The following is a 15,960-nucleotide window of genomic DNA, read 5'->3' as shown; positions in this document are numbered from 1 at the left end:
CTTGGGGGGGGTTTCCCTCTCTGCCCCTCGCCATGTGCCGGGGGCACCGGCTTCCGCGGGCCGCGTACGGCCCACCGGCGCGTGCGCCGCCACCCGCCGGGGCGGCGGCCGGACGGGGGCGCACCGGCCGAGGCGCCGTGGATCCACCCCATGGGTGAAGGGAGTTCAGCGGCACTCGCCACCGGGCACGGCGCAAGGAACGGCCGGCAATGGTGTTACGCCGTCCATTTACCGACATCTACGCTTGATTGCTCTCGCGGTTGCACATCCGTATCGACAAGCGCACGAGGTGCCTGTGGCCCGACTGCGCTCGCGGCGCAACACCGGGGGATGGGGGGAAGCAAGTGGAGACATCCCGACGCGACCGTGGCCGGCGGAAGCTGCCGGCGGTTCCGGCCGTTCTGCTGGGTGCGCTGGGTGCGCTGGCTCTGGGAACTCTGATCGGCCTGGCGGCGGACCCGTCGCCCCTTGTCGGCACCACCGGATACGTCGTCACCACGGGGCTGCTGCTCGCCGTGGGGCTGTACGGCAGCACGTACGGCATCGATCTCGCCGATCTGCGCCGTGACCTGCGGGGCGTGGTGGCCGCGGTCACGCTGGGAGTCGTCCTCAAGGCGGCGATGATCTCGGGCGTCATGGTCCTGGCCTTCGACCGCCCGGAGTACCTGGTCCTCGGCATCGTCGTCGCGCAGATCGACCCGCTGTCGGTGGCCGCCCTCAGCGAGGACCGGCACATGTCGCCGCGCGCCCGCTCCCTGCTCATGGCGTGGGCCTCCTTCGACGATCCGATGACGGTCCTGCTGACGCTGTACGTCGCCGGCTACGCCTACGCGGCGGCCGGGCACACCGGCACGCCCTCGGTGATGGGCGGCGGCGCCCGTGGTTACGCCCTGGGCCTGGTACTCAACGCCCTTCTGCTGGCCGGTGTCCTGCTGGCGTGGTGGGCGGGCGGCAGGCTGTGGCCGGCGCGGCAGGCCGGGGAGCGGCCCGAGCGGACCCGGCGCCCGGCGACGCCACTGGCCGTCCTCCTGGTCGTGGCCACGCTGCTGCTCGCCGCGGCGAACATGCTCATGCTGGCCGTGGCGGTGGCCGGACTCTTCCTGCGCACGCGGGTGTTGACCCGGCCTCTCGCGCGGGCGGTCACCAGTGCCTTCCTGCTCGCCACCGTGCTGCTGGGCCTGTTCGTCGCCCAGGGGGTCTCGCTCGCGCCGGGGCTGCTGCTCGGCGCCTCGGCGTTCGCGGCGCAGGCGGTGGTGGCCGTGCTGCTGATGCCGCTCTTCGTCCGCGGTCTGTCGCGAAGGGACCGGATCCTGCTGGGAATCGGCCAGCAGAACGGGCTCACGGCCGTGCTGCTCGCCCTCACCCTCGAACGTGACTTTCCGAAGACGGTCGGCATCGTCGCCCCGGCGGTGGTGACGGTCAATCTGCTGCACTACGGGGCGCAGATCGCGTTCGGCTGCTGGTCGCGCCACCGAGCCGGGAAGAACCGCCGGCCCGCGGCCCCGCAGCAGCGTCTCCCCCGGCGTCCGGCGGCCGGCCAACCCGGACGGGGCGAGGTTCCGCCCGCGACCGACGGACTGCGGTCCTCCGCATAGCGGCAGCGGGTGCGTCGTCCCGGACGTGCCGGGGGAACTCGCCACGGCCGCCGTGAAGTCGCTGATCGTCTCCCGACGGCGGACCATGGAGGCAGAGCGGAAGGGGGGCTCTCGGCAGGAGACGCCGGTGGTGGACACAGACGTACTGATCGTGGGCGCGGGACCGGTCGGACTGACCGCGGCGGCCGAGCTGCGGCGGCAGGGGGCCACCTGCCGCATCATCGACAGACTGCCCGCCCGGCTGCCCTACGCCAAGGCGGTGGGCGTGCAGCCGCGCACGCTGGAGGTCTGGGACCGGATGGGCATGGTGCGCGCCGCCCTGGAGGCCGCCGTGCCGCTGCGCGGGCAGCTGACGTACGCCGACGGCGTCGAGCAGGCGCGCCTCGAGTTGCGGCTGCCGCCGGAGGTCCCGTACGGCTTCGCGGCCCTGCCGCAGTACGACACGGAGCGGATCATCGAGGAGCACCTCGCCCGCTTCGGCACCGGCATCGAGCGGGGCACGGAGCTGCTGGGGTTCACGCAGGACGCGGACGGGGTCGTGAGCCGGATCGCCACGGCGTCCGATGCGCGGGAGGAGCTCCGGTCGCGCTTCCTGGTCGGCTGCGACGGGGCCCACAGCACCGTCCGCAAAGGGCTCGGGCTCACCTTCGAGGGGGGCGCCTTCCCGGAGGAGTACATGCTCGCCGACGTGGAGGTGGACTGGAACCTTCCGGAGGGCTACGGGGTGCGGTCCATGCACCACGGCGCCGACGGCCGTATCGACGACGCCCTGGTCTGCATCCCGCTGCCCGGAGAGCGCCGGTACCGCATGTCGATGCTGGTGCCGCCCGAGCTCTCGACGAAGGGCGAGAACGCCGCGCCGGGCGAGACGGCCCACGGCCTGGAGGGCACACGTGCGCCCCGCCTGGAGCACATCCAGGCGGTCGTCGACCGGCTGTCGCCGGAGCCCGCCACCGCCTCCGCGCTGCGCTGGTCGTCGGTCTTCCGCATCAGTCACCGTCTCGTGGACCGGTACTCCGTGGGCCGGGTCTTCGTCGCCGGGGACGCGGCGCACATCCACCCGCCGACCGGTGCGCAGGGCATGAACACCGGTATCCAGGACGCCTGCAACCTGGCGTGGAAGCTGGCCCTCATGCTGGACGGCGGCGCCCACCCCCGGCTCCTCGACAGCTACGACGCCGAACGCCGCCCCGTCGGTAAGGAGGTGGTCGGGCGCACGGTCCGGCATGCCACGGCGGGCGGCGTCCAGACCGCGACGGACGACAGGACGACGGTGATGCTGCGCGAGGCGCAACTGCTCGTCGCCTACCCGGACAGTCCCCTGACCGCGACGAACGGCGCGGACCCCGCGGAGGCGGACTCCCCCGGCCCGGGCGCACGGGCTCCCGACTGCCGCGGCCTCACCACGAGCCTGGCCACGACGCCCCTGCGCCTCTACGACCTGCTGCGCGACCGCGGACACGTCCTGGTCCTCTACGCCGACTCGGCCGACGCGCTCACCGCCTGCCGCGACACCGCGGCCACCGCCGACCGGCTGACGGGCGGCAAGCTGCCCGCGTTCCTCGTCGCCCCCGGGGACGCGGACACGGCGAAGGCCGGCCACGTCCCGTCCGGCGCGAACGGCAGGCACCTGCCCGTGTTCCGGGACGAGGCGGGAGAGTTCGCGCCATCAGGACGACCAGCGCGGGCGCCGCGTACGTCGTCGCGCCCATCTTGCTCGCGGTCGTGCGCGACAGGGCGTACGCCCACGTGGTGAAGGCCAGCGCGGTCGGGAAGACGCCCAGGTAGACCATGTTGAGCGTCGCTGAGGCGGGCGCCGATGCGGCCTCCTGGACGAGCTGCCCCGCGAAGGGCAGGCACAGCACCGCGCCGACCAGGCAGCCGAACGTCGTCACCTGCAGCGGACTCGCCGTGCCCAGCGCCGGCTTCTGCGCCACGACACCACCGGCGTACGCGATCGCCGCCAGCAGGCACAGCACCACGCCGAGCACCGAGGAACCGCCCTCGCCCGACATCGACAGACCCACCGTCACGGCACCGGCGAACGACACCGCCATCCCCGCCAGCAGCCGTGCCGTCGGACGGGTCACCGTGCGTGGCTAGTGCAACGCCATCGCCTCCACCCCCAGCAGGTCCCGCAGGGCGCGTTCACCGGCCGTCGTCACCTTCACGGCCCGTTCCGAGCCGATGCGCACGCACCAGCCCGTGTCCAGGGCGTGCCGGCACAGGGCCGCACCCGCGACGCCCGCGAGGTGGGGCCGGCGTTCGGTCCAGTCGAGACAGGCCCGGGCCAGGGGGCGGCGGCCCCGCCGTTCGAGGCCGATCCCGGCCGACGCGAACCAGGCCAGCCCGGCGTCGGTGAGCGCGAACCCCGTCTCCTGCTCCAGCAGCCCACGTGCCGTCAGGGCGTCGGTGACCGCGATGCCGAGCCGCCCGGCGAGATGGTCGTAGCAGGTGCGGCCCCGGGCCATCGCCGAACCGGCGCTCGACTCCCGAAGGTTCCGCGGTCGTACGGCCGTGCCCGGAGAGACCTGGGCGGCCAGGTCCTCCACCAGCTGGGCGACGCGGGCGTCGGCCAGCCGGACGTACCGGTGCCGGCCCTGGCGCTCCTCGGCGAGCAGTCCGCCCGCCACGAGCCGGCCCAGGTGCTCGCTCAGCGTCGACGCGGCCACGCCCGCGTGCCGTGCCAGCTCGCTCGCGGTCCAGGCCCGCCCGTCCAGCAGTGCCAGCAGACACGCGGCCCGGGTCTCGTCCGCGAACAGCGCGGCGAGCCGGGCAAGGGCGGTCGCCTGCGGGTCCCTCGTCGTCATGCCCCCCAGCATGGAACACGGACGGTTCGGCCGTCGCCGAAGCGTCCGCGGCGCGGTCCTACGCCGTCCGCCGCACCTGCTCGTACTGCTGCGCCAGCCCGTCCAGCAGGGCCGTCAGCCCGGTCTCGAAGGCGCGCTCGTCGATCTTCTCCTGCTGCTCGGCGAGGCGATGGGCCTGCTGGAGATGGGGGTAGTCGGCGGGGTCGTAGGCGCTCGCGTCGTCCACGAAACCCCCGGCGAAGGAACCGAGCGCGGAGCCCATCACGAAGTACCGCATCAGCGCGCCGATCGACGTGGCCTGCGCCGGCGGCCAGCCGGCGGCGACCATCGCGCCGTAGACGGCGTCCGCGAGGCGCAGTCCGGCCGGGCGGCGGCCGGGGCCGCGGGCCAGCACCGGGACGATGTTCGGGTGGTCGCGCAGGGCGGCCCGGTAGGAGACGGCCCAGTCGTGCAGCGCGGTCCGCCAGTCGCGGCCGTCCTGGAACATCGACAGGTCGACCTGGCCGCTCACGGAGTCGGCGACCGCCTCCAGGATCTCGTCCTTGGTGCGGAAGTGGTTGTACAGCGAGGGCCCGCTGACCCCCAGTTCGGCGGCGAGCCGCCGCGTGGAGACGGCGGCCAGACCCTCCGCGTCCACGAGCGCACGGGCCGCCTCGACGATCCGGTCGGTGCTGAGCAAGGGCTTGCGCGGTCGGGCCATGGCGCACATAGTAGGGCTGCGCAGAGAAACTAGCAGTGCTAATTTAAATGTACGGCTTTCAATGGGGTGACCTGTGGTGAATCTGGAGCTCAGCGAGGAGCAGAACGCGGTCCGGCAGCTCGCGCGGGACTTCGTGGAGCGCGAGATCACCCCACACGTCGTCGCCTGGGACCGCGCCGAGGAGGTCGACCGGGCGATCGTGAAGAAGCTCGGCGAGGTCGGCTTCCTGGGCCTGACGATCGACGAGGAGTACGGCGGCTCCGGCGGCGACCACCTCACGTACTGCCTGGTCACGGAGGAGCTGGGCCGCGGCGACTCGTCGGTGCGCGGCATCGTCTCGGTCTCCCTCGGGCTGGTCGCCAAGACCGTCGCCGCCCATGGGAGCGAGGAGCAGAAGCGGCGCTGGCTGCCCGGGCTGACCTCCGGCGCGTCGATCGGCTGCTTCGGCCTGACCGAGCCGGGCACCGGCTCGGACGCGGGCAGTCTCGCGACCCGGGCGGTACGGGACGGCGACGACTACGTCCTCAACGGCACCAAGATGTTCATCACCAACGGCACCTGGGCCGATGTCGTCCTGCTCTTCGCCCGCTCCACGGACGCCCCCGGCCACAAGGGCGTCTCCGCCTTCCTCGTCCCCACCGACACGCCCGGCCTGACCCGCCGCACCATCCACGGCAAGCTCGGCCTGCGCGGCCAGGCCACCGCCGAACTCGTCCTGGAGGACGTGCGCGTACCGGCCTCCGCCCTGCTGGGGGAGGAGGGCAAGGGCTTCTCGATCGCCATGTCGGCTCTCGCCAAGGGCCGGATGTCGGTCGCCGCGGGCTGTGTCGGCATAACCCAGGCCGCCCTCGACGCGGCCGTGCGGTACGCGGGGGAGCGCGAGCAGTTCGGCAAGACCATCGCCCACCACCAGCTCGTCCAGGAGCTGATCAGCGACATCGCCCTGGACGTCGACGCCGCCCGGCTGCTCACCTGGCGGGTCGCCGACCTGATCGACCGGGGGCGGCCGTTCGCCGTGGAGTCGTCCAAGGCCAAGCTGTTCGCCTCGGAGGCCGCCGTCCGCGCCGCGAACAACGCGCTCCAGGTCTTCGGCGGCTACGGCTACATCGACGAGTACCCGGCGGGCAAGCTGCTGCGGGACGCCCGCGTGATGACCCTCTACGAGGGCACGAGCCAGATCCAGAAGCTGGTCATCGGGCGGGCGCTGACGGGGGTCTCGGCGTTCTGAGTACGCGCCTGAGTACTTCGGCGGATGTGGCGCGGGCCACGTCCGCCGATGCTTTCCCCCATGAGTGACACACCGGGCAAGCAGCAGAACACGGCCGCCTTCTACGGCCAGGCCGTCGCCTCCTTCGCCGTCGCCATGGCGGCCACCGCCATCGGCATCTACCAGCTGAGCGCCGACGCCTGGGTGCGGGCCTTCCTCGCGATCGCCGTCCTGTACCTGGTCACCTCGGCTTTCACCCTGTCCAAGGTGATCCGGGACCGGCAGGAGGGGGCGGCCCCCTCGTACGCCCCCTTCGAGAAGCGCTGAGCGGCACACTAAGCGCTCGCTCACCTTCGGCGGTATGGTGTTGCTCCTGCCAGTGGAGAGGGGCGAGCGATGAGTACGGCGGAGGAGACGGCCGGCGGCGAGGCGCAGGCGTGGGGCGAGGTCACGCCCGACGCGGCGCGGCGGCTGCTGGTCGCCGCGGTGGAGGCCTTCGCCGAGCGTGGCTACCACGCCACGACGACCCGCGACATCGCGGGCCGCGCCGGGATGAGCCCGGCGGCGCTCTACATCCACTACAAGACCAAGGAAGAGCTGCTGCACCGCATCAGCAGGATCGGGCACGAGAAGGCCCTGGAGATCCTGCGGACGGCGTCCCGGCGCGAGGGCAGCCCCACCGAGCGGCTCGCCGACGCGGTGAGCTCCTTCGTGCGCTGGCACGCGGGCGGGCGTACCACCGCGCGGGTGGTGCAGTACGAACTCGACTCGCTCGGGCCCGACGCCCGCGCCGAGATCCTCGCGCTCCGGCGCAAGGTCGACGGTGAGGTGCGTGGGATCATCGAGGAGGGCGCGCGCTCGGGCGAGTTCGAGGTCATCGACGTGCACGGCACGACGCTGGCCGTGCTGTCCCTCTGCATCGACGTGGCGCGGTGGTTCAACGTCGACGGGCCCCGGACGCCGGAGCAGGTCGGCGAGTTGTACGCCGACCTCGTGCTGCGGATGGTCGGGGCCCGGGGTGCGGCGGCCTGAGGTCCGGGAGCCGGGGCCTCAGAAGTAGTAGCGCGCCACGGACTCGGCGACGCAGACCGGCTTGTCGCCGCCCTCGCGCTCGACGCTGAAGGCGACGGCCACCTGGACGCCGCCCGGCACCTCGTCGACGGCGCTGATCGTCGCCGTGGCCCGCAGCCGGGAGCCGACGGGGACCGGGGCCGGGAAACGCACCTTGTTCGTGCCGTAGTTGACACCCATCTTCACGCCCTCGACGGCGATCAGCTGCGGTCCGAAGAGAGGAAGCAGCGACAGGGTCAGATAGCCGTGCGCGATGGTGGTGCCGAAGGGGCCGGCTGCGGCCCTCTCCGGGTCGACGTGGATCCACTGGTGGTCGCCGGTGGCCTCCGCGAAGAGGCCGATCCGCTTCTGGTCGATGTCGAGCCAGTCGGTGTACCCCAGTTGTTCGCCCACCGCCGACTTCAGGTCGTCGACGGACGTGAAGGTCCTCGGCTCTGCCATGTCTTCCAGGCCTCTCGTGTGCAGGGGGTCTGCGCGCTCAATTTCTAAGCGACTGCTTAGCATGGTCGGCCGTGGGGGCTGTGTCAACGGACTCGGTAGGGTTCGAGGGGTGCACCGGATTCCAGAGAAGATCCATGAGCTCACGGTCGGCCAGCTCGCGGCGCGCAGCGGCGCCGCCGTCTCGGCCCTGCACTTCTACGAGTCCAAGGGCCTGATCATCAGTCGGCGGACCTCGGGCAACCAGCGCCGCTACTCCCGTGACACGCTCCGCCGGGTCGCCTTCATCCGGGCCGCGCAACGGGTCGGCATCCCCCTGGCGACGATCCGCGAAGCGCTCGCGGAACTCCCCGAGGAGCGCACGCCCACCCGGGAGGACTGGGCGCACCTCTCCGAAGTCTGGCGCACCGAACTGGAGGAGCGCATCAAGCAGCTGAACCGGCTCCGGGATCACCTCGCCGACTGCATCGGCTGCGGCTGCCTCTCCCTCGACACCTGCGTCCTGTCCAACCCCGACGACGTCTTCGGCGAACGCCTCACGGGTTCCCGCCTGATGGCCGACCGGGGTGGTCGCGGGTAACACCCGCCCGGCTCGCCCCGTACTCCGCCAGCCCGGCCGCGACCAGTTCCGCGTTCGACCCCGCACGCTCCCCGTCCGGCAGGACCAGGACGTCCTCCAGTCCGATCCGGGTGGCCAGGCCCAGCAGGCCCGCGAGCCGCAGCACCGGCCAGGCGCCCCCGTCCTCGCCGTGCAGCAGCACCGGGCGTCCGTGCGCGGTCCCGAGGCCGGACAGCAGTGCCCGCGCGGAGGAAGTGGCGACCGACGGGTCCGTGTCCGTCACCTCCGCCAGGACCCGCAGGACCTTCGGCCCGAGCGGTGAGACCGCGAACTTCTCGGCCCCGTCCGTGCCCGACCAGATGCCGGCCTCCACACCCACCCCGAGCTCCATGAGCAGCGCGGCCGTCTCCTCCGCCCCCGGCTCGTGCCAGTTGACCGAGGCGTGGTCGGGCAGCACGGTCCAGTCGCGTATCCGCTCCAGCCGGGTGGCGGGGCCGGGCTCCGCCCACGCGCCCGTGGTCACACCCACCGGCACCGGTACCCGCGCCCGGATCGCCGACAGCACCGGCGCGAGAACCCGCGGCGACAACGTGTCCCGCCCGCAGGGCGTCTTGGGGTGGACATGGATGTCCGTCGCCCCGGCGGCGACGGCCTCGGCGGCCGAGTCGGCCATCGACTCGGGTGTCAGCGGCACGGCCACACCGTCAGCGGCCGTCCGTGAACCGTTCAGGCACACCTGCATCATGCCGTCGATGGTGCCAGTCACCACCGACAGTGGGGGTGCGGCATCCCCGGCGCACCCCCCGCGCACCCGCATCCGTCAAGCCGACACCAACAATTTCGTACGCCGGGCGTACGCCAGGGACTCGGGCGTGAGCACGGGACGCGGCACCAGGATTCCGCAGTCCGTGCAGACCGGACCGGACGAGGGTTCGTGGTCCAGGTCGTACCTCCAGACGAGTCGATGCCCGTCGCACACCGGGCATTCCGAGCCCGGCTCGCGCTCCAGCGCGGCGATCAGCCGGCGCAGCACCTCGGCCAGCGGTTCACGGGGATGGACCGCCGGATCGTCGCACCATGCCACACCGAAACCGCCCCAGGTCAGCCGGTGCCAGTCGTCCACACTGCCCGGCCTGCGCAGCCCGTCGTGCTTCTCCTTCTTGCGGCGCTCGGCGAACTCGACCTCGTAGGCCAGCCAGACCGCCCGCGCCTCCTCCAGTTCGTCCAGTGCGGCCACGAGCCGCACCGGATCGGGGGAGCGGTCCTCGGGACCGAACCCCGCCCGGGAGCACAGATGGTCCCAGGTCGCCCTGTGTCCGTAAGGTGCGAACCTCTCAAGGCACTTGCGCAGCGAATAACGCCGCAAGGCCAGATCGCACCGCGGATCGCGGACCTGTCTCGCCAGACTCCGGAAACCGGCCATCGTCCTGCACCTCCGTCACACCTGCACCTGTAATCCGGTCACTTCGGCGTCGTCGTACGGACGTCGCCGAATAGACGTATCGACAAGCGATTCGGCTCCATCCGATTTCAAATGGCCTCCATAAGCGGCCCGAAGAGGCTCGCGAGTCGACTGCCGTGATCCGTGTGCCTGTTGTGCTGACTTCAAAAAGTGACGCTTGTTCATCTTCAAGCCGGGGGATACCGGCGGTAACATCCCGCCCACCCCCGTCGGGAGGAGCCCCCCCCATGCCACGGCGTGCCCCACGCACCGTTCTCGACAGAATGAGAACTCCCAGCGGAATCCCCGGGTTCCTGAAGACAGCATCGGTATGCACCCTGATCGCGGGTCTCTTGTCGCCGCTTGCCCCGGCCGCCGCCTCGGAAGCAGCGACAGCGCAGGTCACGGCCGCGGCGAACGACCACTGCGGCAACCAGTGTTCGGACATCCTCCCGCCCGGCCAGAACGGCAACGCCACCCTCGCCCAGATCCTCCTCAACCAGGCCTTCGGCACCCAGCCCGAGCACGCCGAGGACCAGCTCGGGCCCTACGCCAACCTCGCCAAGGGCTACCCCGGCCTCACCAACGACAAGATCAACAATTTCTTCAACGACGCGTCCTTCGGGGTGCCCGCCGACCAGGTCGCCTCCAGCGTCAAACCCGCCGGACGCGGTGACGTGACGATCGTCCGGGACAAGAAGACCGGTGTGCCGCACATCACCGGTACCACCAGATACGGCACGGAGTTCGGCGTCGGCTATGCGGCGGCCCAGGACCGGCTGTGGCTGATGGACGTCTTCCGGCACGTCGGGCGCGGTCAGCTGACCTCCTTCGCGGGCGGAGCACCCTCCAACCAGGGCCTCGAGCAGCAGTTCTGGCGGCACGCCCCGTACCGCGAGGCCGATCTGCAGGCGCAGATCGACAACGCCGTCGCCACCAACGGCGAACGCGGACAGCAGGCCCTCGCCGACGCCAGGGCCTACCTCGACGGCATCAACTCCTACATCGACGCCTCCGACAGCGGGCGCACCTTCCCCGGTGAGTACGTACTCACCGGGCACAAGGACTCAGTCACCAACGCCGGAACCATCGAGCACTTCAAGATCACCGACCTGGTCGCGCTGGCCTCCGTCATCGGCGCGCTGTTCGGCTCCGGCGGAGGCGGCGAGGTGAACAACGCCCTCTCGCTCCTGGCCGCCCAGGAGAAGTACGGCGTCACCGAGGGCACCAAGGTCTGGGAGTCCTTCCGGATGCGCAACGACCCGGAGGCCGTCCTCACCCAGCGCGACGGCAGCTTCCCGTACGGGACCAAGCCGGACGACCCGCAGGGCACGGCCCTGCCCGACACCGGGTCGGTGGAGCCGGAGCCGCTCGTGTACGACCGCACCGGCAGCGCCACCGCGTCCAGTGCGGCCGGGGCGTCCGGCGACGCCGCCAAGGCCGCCCGGTCCTCCGCCAAGCGCGGCATGTCCAACGCCCTCGTGGTCAGCGGCGAGCACACCGCCAGCGGCCACCCCGTCGCCGTGTTCGGCCCGCAGACCGGCTACTTCGCGCCCCAACTGCTTCTGCTCCAGGAGATCCAGGGCCCGGGCATCAGCGCCCGTGGCGCCTCCTTCGCCGGCCTGAGCATGTACGTCGAGCTCGGCCGCGGCCAGGACTACGCGTGGAGCGCCACGACCTCCGGCCAGGACATCATCGACTCCTACGCCGTCGAACTGTGCCAGGACGACTACCATTACCTGTACCGCGGCACCTGCACGCCGATGGAGAAGATCGAACAGAAGAACGCCTGGAAGCCCACGGTCGCCGACGGCACCGCGGCGGGCTCGTACACCATGCGCGTCTGGCGCACGAAGTACGGCCCCGTCGAGTACCGCGCGACGGTCGGCGGCAAGCGGGTCGCCTACACCACCCTGCGCTCGTCCTTCATGCACGAGGCCGACTCCATCATCGGCTTCCAGATGCTGAACGACCCGGACTACGTCAAGGGCCCCGAGTCCTTCCAGAAGGCCGTGCAGCACATCAACTACACCTTCAACTGGTTCTACGCCGATTCCGAGCACACCGCGTACTACAACAGCGGCGACAACCCGGTCCGCGCGAGCGGTGTCGACGCCGAGTTCCCGGCGTGGGCACGCCCGGCGTACGAGTGGCGCGGCTGGGACCCGGCGACCAACACGGCCGACTACACCCCGCCCTCCGCCCACCCCAACTCCATCGACCAGGACTACTACGTCTCCTGGAACAACAAGCAGGCCAGGGACTACACGACCGCGCCCTGGGGCAACGGGTCCGTGCACCGCGGCAACCTCCTCGAGGACCGGGTGAAGAAGCTGGTCCGGCAGGGTGGGGTGACCCGGTCCGTCCTGGTGAAGGCCATGGCCGACGCCGCGCTGGCCGATCTGCGGGCCGAGGACGTCCTGCCCAAGCTCCTGAAGGTCGTCACCGGCTCGCCCGTCACCGACCCGACCGCGGCGGCCGCCGTGAGCAAACTCCAGGCCTGGGTCACCGGCGGCGGCAAGCGCACGGAGACCGCCGCCGGCTCGAAGAAGTACGCCGACGCCGACGCGATCCGCATTCTGGACGCCTGGTGGCCCCTGCTGGTCAAGGCCGAGTTCGAACCGGGCCTCGGCAGCGACCTGTACACGGCCGTCACCGCCAACCTCCCCGTCGACGAGTCCCCGTCGGCCGCGCACGGCCCGACCGGCTCGCACGCGGGAAGCTCCTTCCAGTACGGCTGGTGGAGCTACGTCGACAAGGACATCCGCACGGTGCTCGGTGAGCAGGTGAAGGGGCCGCTGACCCGCACGTACTGCGGTGACGGCAGTCTCGGAGCCTGCCGGGACACCCTCATCGGCACCCTGAAGCAGGCGGCCGCGAAGACCGCGGCCCAGGTCTACCCCGGCGACGACGTGTGCGCGGCGGGCGACCAGTGGTGCGCCGACTCGATCAACCACCGCACCCTCGGCGGCATCAAGCACGGCAAGATCGGCTGGCAGAACCGGCCGACCTACCAGCAGGTCGTGGAGTTCACGTCACACCGCTGACGCGTGAACCGGCGGCGGGTCAGCGCACGCGGCCCGCCGCCAGGACCAGCCGGGCCAGCTCCGCGTGCAGGATGTCGCTGTGCGCACCGGCCGGCGGCCCGCCGTGTCTGACCACCGCCGCCGCGTCGACGTTCACGCACCCCGAGGCGGGCAGTCTCGTCTCCAGGGCCTCGGCGAGGGTGTACGCACGCGTGCCCGGCACCGCCTGCACCCCGTCGTGGCCCATCGCGCCCCACTTGGCGCGCAGGGCGTGCCCCATGCTCAGCCCGGTGGCCGACCGGCTGTCGCCCGCCATGCGCGAGGCCAGCGGATACATCGTGCCCAGGGCCGCGTCGTGCCGGGAGTGGCAGCACACCAGGGGCCCGTCGACGCGGTTCTGCTGCCCCTGGAGCACCCCTCCGGCCCGGGCGTCGTGCGGCAGCCGGGCCGCGAACGCGTAGTGCGAGAAAGCCCCTTGGAGCAGCGTCACCGACTTCACCGTGCGCACGCCTTCGGGAAGGCCCCGCAGCGCGAACGACACCAGCCGCGCGCCGAAACTGTGCCCGACCAGGTGCACCCGCACCTTCGGAGCCGCCTTCGCGAGCTGCCCGACGACCCGGCCCAGGCCCCGCCCCCCGACGGTTCCCGCACGCCGCTTCATCGCGTAGTACGTCGCCTGCCGCAGCAGTTCGTGCGCGCCGTCCCAGGGGTTGGGGATCCTGAATCCCTCCTGCGGCCCGGACGCTTCGAGCTCCGCCAGTGCCCGCGCGAACCCCTCACAGGCCGCCGCCGACGACCCGGCGAACATCTCCGGTTCGCTCTGCGGCACGCCCTCCGCCACCGTGTCCGCGGCGAACAGCGCCTGCGGTCCGGGCGCCACCACCTCCACCAGCGTCCGCACCAGCCGCCCGAACTCCTCCAGCTCGGCCTCCTCCGGAGGCTGCTGCTCCAGCAGCCGGGCGATCTGGTCGACGAGGATCGCCCGGCCCGGGAACGTCTCCAGCAGCGCGTGCCGGGTGTCCTTGTCCAGCACCGGGCGCCTCGCCGGCTCGGCCGCCACGGCCCGCGGGAAGTCCGGGATCGGCTCGTCGGAGAACCGCATCGCCGGCCACAGCACCCCGACGTACCCGACCCGGGCCGCCGGGGCCAGCCGCGGCACGGGCGCGAAGAAGCGGTCGTAGAGGCGGGTCGCGCCCGAGCGGTCGCTGTTCCAGCCGTGCGCGAAGACGATCAGATCGCGCACCCCCCGCTCGGTCACTCCGGCGAGCAGCCGGTCGCGCCCGCGGCCCCCTGGGTCCCCGTCCGCGTCGAACGTCAGCTCCCAGTAGGGAGTCACACTCATCGCCGGATCCGCCATGACAGGCCCCCTGGTCCCCGGGTGACGCCACGATGTGGGCGCATCGTCCTGCCAACGGGGGAGCTTGGCCATACGTCACGGGCGCATTCGACTCAGCGGTAGAGCAGGTACTTCCGCCGCGTCCTGCGGAACACCGCCAGATCCTGCTGCCACCCCGCCACCACCGCGTCGGTGTCCCCGCCCGCGTCGATCATCGTCCGCACGCGGGTGGAGCCGGTGAGCTTGTCGATCCAGTTGTCCGGGCGCCAGGCGAAACCGCTCCAGACCTGCTTGGCGGTGACGAGCAGGGCGATTCCCGTCCGCACCGGATCGAACGCGGCCCGGTCGTGCACATGCACCTGCACGCCGCCGATCGTCTTCCCCTGGTACTTCGAGAACGTGGGTGCGAAGTACGCCTCCCTGAACCGCACTCCGGGCAGGGCGAGTCGGTTCGCCGCGGCCGCCCAGCGCCGGTCGACGCCCTCCGCGCCCAGCAGCTCGAACGGCCGGGTCGTGCCGCGCCCCTCCGACAGGTTGGTGCCCTCGAACAGGCACGTTCCCGAGTAGACCAGGGCCGTCTCCGGCGTCGGCATGTTCGGGCTCGGCGGCACCCAGGGCAGCCCGGAAGCGTCGTAGAAGTCCGAGCGCTTCCAGCCCGACATCGTCACGGTCTCCAGCGGCACGGCCTCGGTCAGGAACTCCTCGTTGAACAGCCGCGCCAGCTCGGCGACGGTCATTCCGTGGGCCTGGGAGACGGGCTGCCGCCCGACGAACGTGGCGAACTCCTTGTGCAGGACCGGGCCGAGGGCCGCACGGCCGGTCACCGGGTTCGGCCGGTCCAGGACGACGAACCGCTTGCCGGCGAGCTGGGCGGCCTCCATGCAGTCGTACAGGGTCCAGATGTACGTGTAGAAGCGGGCGCCGACGTCCTGGATGTCGAAGACGACCGTGTCCACGTCGGCCGCGGTGAAGATGTCCGCGAGCGCCCGGCCGCTCTTGAGGTACGTGTCGTAGACGGGCAGGCCGGTCGCCGGGTCGTCGTAGCGGTCCTCGGAGCCGCCGGCCTGGGCGGTGCCGCGGAAGCCGTGCTCGGGGCCGAAGACGGCGGTGAGGCCGACGCGGGCGTCGGCGTGCATGATGTCGACGATGTGGCGGGCGTCGCCGGTGATGCCGGTGGGGTTGGTGACGATCCCGACCTTCTCGCCGTCGAGCAGGGAGTAGCCGTCCTGGGCGAGTCGTTCGAAGCCGGTCCGCAGGCGCCTGTGGCGCTGGGCGGCGGAGGCGGGGGATGGTGCCGATAAGGCTGCTGCTGCCGCCGTGGCGGTGGTGATGACGGCTCGTCTGGAAGGGCGCATACGGTGACCTCCTTGAGCGGGGACGGTCGGCATGGGCACGGTATGCGCTCCCGCGGGTTGCGGGGAGGCCGCGGGCCGCCTGTGGCTTGTCGCGCTCCGCGGCGCAGCCGCACGACCGGTACAGCCCCGCGCCCCTTTCAGGGACGCTGTCGACGCCCCTTCCCTGGTACATACCGACCGGTTAGTCTGGCGCCGTAGCCGATCCGCGACTGAGGAGACCGATGGTGGGAGCCTTTCAAGAGGCCGGAGTCGTTGTCACGGGGGCCGGCGGCGGGATCGGGGCCGCGCTCGCCCGGCGTTTCGCCGCCGAAGGGGCCCGGGTCGTCGTCAACGACCTCGACGCCGAGCGGGCCAAGCAGGTCGCCGGCGACATCGGCGGCGTCCCCATGCCCGGCGACGCCTCACCGACGGCTGCGCGGCGC

General features: G+C 71.9%; 15 protein-coding genes and 1 pseudogene. 8 read left to right on the top strand and 8 right to left on the bottom strand.

All coding sequences use genetic code 11. From position 1 onward, the window contains the following. Positions 1 to 344 precede the first annotated feature (344 nt). Both ABZ281_RS11845 and ABZ281_RS11840 read left to right on the top strand, forming a co-directional pair. The gene (locus ABZ281_RS11845) at positions 345 to 1,595 is read left to right on the top strand and encodes a cation:proton antiporter (protein WP_356654541.1); all 1,251 of its coding nucleotides are present in this window, start codon (positions 345 to 347) and stop codon (positions 1,593 to 1,595) included. Between the two features lie 127 nt (positions 1,596 to 1,722). Further along, positions 1,723 to 3,351 carry an FAD-dependent monooxygenase gene (locus tag ABZ281_RS11840; RefSeq protein ID WP_356654539.1) on the top strand — a complete coding sequence of 543 codons (1,629 nt, stop codon included), beginning with the start codon at positions 1,723 to 1,725 and terminating at the stop codon, positions 3,349 to 3,351. Here the strand turns inward: ABZ281_RS11840 and ABZ281_RS11835 are convergent. The 3 genes and pseudogenes from ABZ281_RS11835 to ABZ281_RS11825 form a co-directional block, all read right to left on the bottom strand. Continuing rightward, positions 3,260 to 3,667: pseudogene (locus ABZ281_RS11835) on the bottom strand (DMT family transporter); the annotation flags it as partial. The gene ABZ281_RS11840 and the pseudogene ABZ281_RS11835 sit on opposite strands and share 92 nt — an antisense overlap. A gap of 27 nt (positions 3,668 to 3,694) precedes the next feature. After that, on the bottom strand, positions 3,695 to 4,405 hold the full coding sequence (locus tag ABZ281_RS11830) for a winged helix-turn-helix domain-containing protein (protein WP_356654537.1): 711 nt from the start codon (positions 4,403 to 4,405) through the stop codon (positions 3,695 to 3,697). A gap of 58 nt (positions 4,406 to 4,463) precedes the next feature. Then, positions 4,464 to 5,105 (bottom strand): TetR/AcrR family transcriptional regulator, encoded by a 642-nt coding sequence (locus tag ABZ281_RS11825; RefSeq protein WP_356654535.1) that lies wholly within the window; start codon positions 5,103 to 5,105, stop codon positions 4,464 to 4,466. A 76-nt stretch (positions 5,106 to 5,181) separates the two neighbouring features. Here ABZ281_RS11825 and ABZ281_RS11820 point away from each other — a divergent pair, with 76 nt between their 5' ends. The 3 genes from ABZ281_RS11820 to ABZ281_RS11810 all read left to right on the top strand — a co-directional run bounded on the left by ABZ281_RS11820 (position 5,182) and on the right by ABZ281_RS11810 (position 7,344). Further along, positions 5,182 to 6,333: an acyl-CoA dehydrogenase family protein gene (locus tag ABZ281_RS11820; protein WP_356654533.1), complete on the top strand. Its 1,152-nt coding sequence runs from the start codon at positions 5,182 to 5,184 to the stop codon at positions 6,331 to 6,333. Between the two features lie 60 nt (positions 6,334 to 6,393). Next, entirely contained in the window at positions 6,394 to 6,639 is a 246-nt protein-coding gene (locus ABZ281_RS11815; RefSeq protein ID WP_356654531.1) for a YiaA/YiaB family inner membrane protein, read from the top strand. A gap of 69 nt (positions 6,640 to 6,708) precedes the next feature. After that, positions 6,709 to 7,344 (top strand): TetR/AcrR family transcriptional regulator, encoded by a 636-nt coding sequence (locus tag ABZ281_RS11810; RefSeq protein WP_356654529.1) that lies wholly within the window; start codon positions 6,709 to 6,711, stop codon positions 7,342 to 7,344. 18 nt (positions 7,345 to 7,362) lie between these two features. Here the strand turns inward: ABZ281_RS11810 and ABZ281_RS11805 are convergent, their stop codons facing one another. Next, positions 7,363 to 7,824, bottom strand: coding sequence for a MaoC family dehydratase (locus ABZ281_RS11805; protein WP_356654527.1), 462 nt, complete (start codon positions 7,822 to 7,824; stop codon positions 7,363 to 7,365). Positions 7,825 to 7,933: 109 nt separating this feature from the next. Between ABZ281_RS11805 and soxR the strand changes: the two genes are divergently transcribed. After that, positions 7,934 to 8,401, top strand: a complete 468-nt coding sequence (gene soxR / locus ABZ281_RS11800; protein ID WP_356654525.1) for a redox-sensitive transcriptional activator SoxR — start codon at positions 7,934 to 7,936, stop codon at positions 8,399 to 8,401. Here soxR and ABZ281_RS11795 read toward each other — a convergent pair. After that, on the bottom strand, positions 8,358 to 9,125 hold the full coding sequence (locus tag ABZ281_RS11795) for a 3-keto-5-aminohexanoate cleavage protein (RefSeq protein WP_356654543.1): 768 nt from the start codon (positions 9,123 to 9,125) through the stop codon (positions 8,358 to 8,360). The two genes, soxR and ABZ281_RS11795, sit on opposite strands and share 44 nt — an antisense overlap. 75 nt (positions 9,126 to 9,200) lie before the next feature. Then, on the bottom strand, positions 9,201 to 9,803 hold the full coding sequence (locus ABZ281_RS11790; protein WP_356654523.1) for a hypothetical protein: 603 nt from the start codon (positions 9,801 to 9,803) through the stop codon (positions 9,201 to 9,203). A gap of 266 nt (positions 9,804 to 10,069) precedes the next feature. On the opposite strand from ABZ281_RS11790, the gene ABZ281_RS11785 reads away from it, so the two are divergent. After that, entirely contained in the window at positions 10,070 to 12,868 is a 2,799-nt protein-coding gene (locus tag ABZ281_RS11785) for a penicillin acylase family protein (protein ID WP_356654521.1), read from the top strand. Between the two features lie 19 nt (positions 12,869 to 12,887). On the opposite strand, the gene ABZ281_RS11780 is transcribed toward ABZ281_RS11785, so the two are convergent. Both ABZ281_RS11780 and ABZ281_RS11775 read right to left on the bottom strand, forming a co-directional pair. After that, positions 12,888 to 14,204, bottom strand: coding sequence for a serine-threonine protein kinase (locus ABZ281_RS11780; RefSeq protein ID WP_356654519.1), 1,317 nt, complete (start codon positions 14,202 to 14,204; stop codon positions 12,888 to 12,890). Positions 14,205 to 14,296: 92 nt separating this feature from the next. Beyond that, the gene (locus ABZ281_RS11775; RefSeq protein WP_356654517.1) at positions 14,297 to 15,538 is read right to left on the bottom strand and encodes a DUF1343 domain-containing protein; all 1,242 of its coding nucleotides are present in this window, start codon (positions 15,536 to 15,538) and stop codon (positions 14,297 to 14,299) included. A 221-nt stretch (positions 15,539 to 15,759) separates the two neighbouring features. On the opposite strand from ABZ281_RS11775, the gene ABZ281_RS11770 reads away from it, so the two are divergent. Then, positions 15,760 to 15,960 (top strand): SDR family NAD(P)-dependent oxidoreductase (locus ABZ281_RS11770; protein ID WP_356654515.1); only part of this gene is annotated, 201 nt, incomplete at its 3' end.

It is taken from the genome of Streptomyces sp. NPDC006265 (genome assembly GCF_040613555.1).
Lineage (GTDB): Bacteria > Actinomycetota > Actinomycetes > Streptomycetales > Streptomycetaceae > Streptomyces.
The sequence above is the reverse complement of the archived record's forward strand: the minus strand, read 5'-3'. Positions and strand labels throughout refer to the sequence as shown.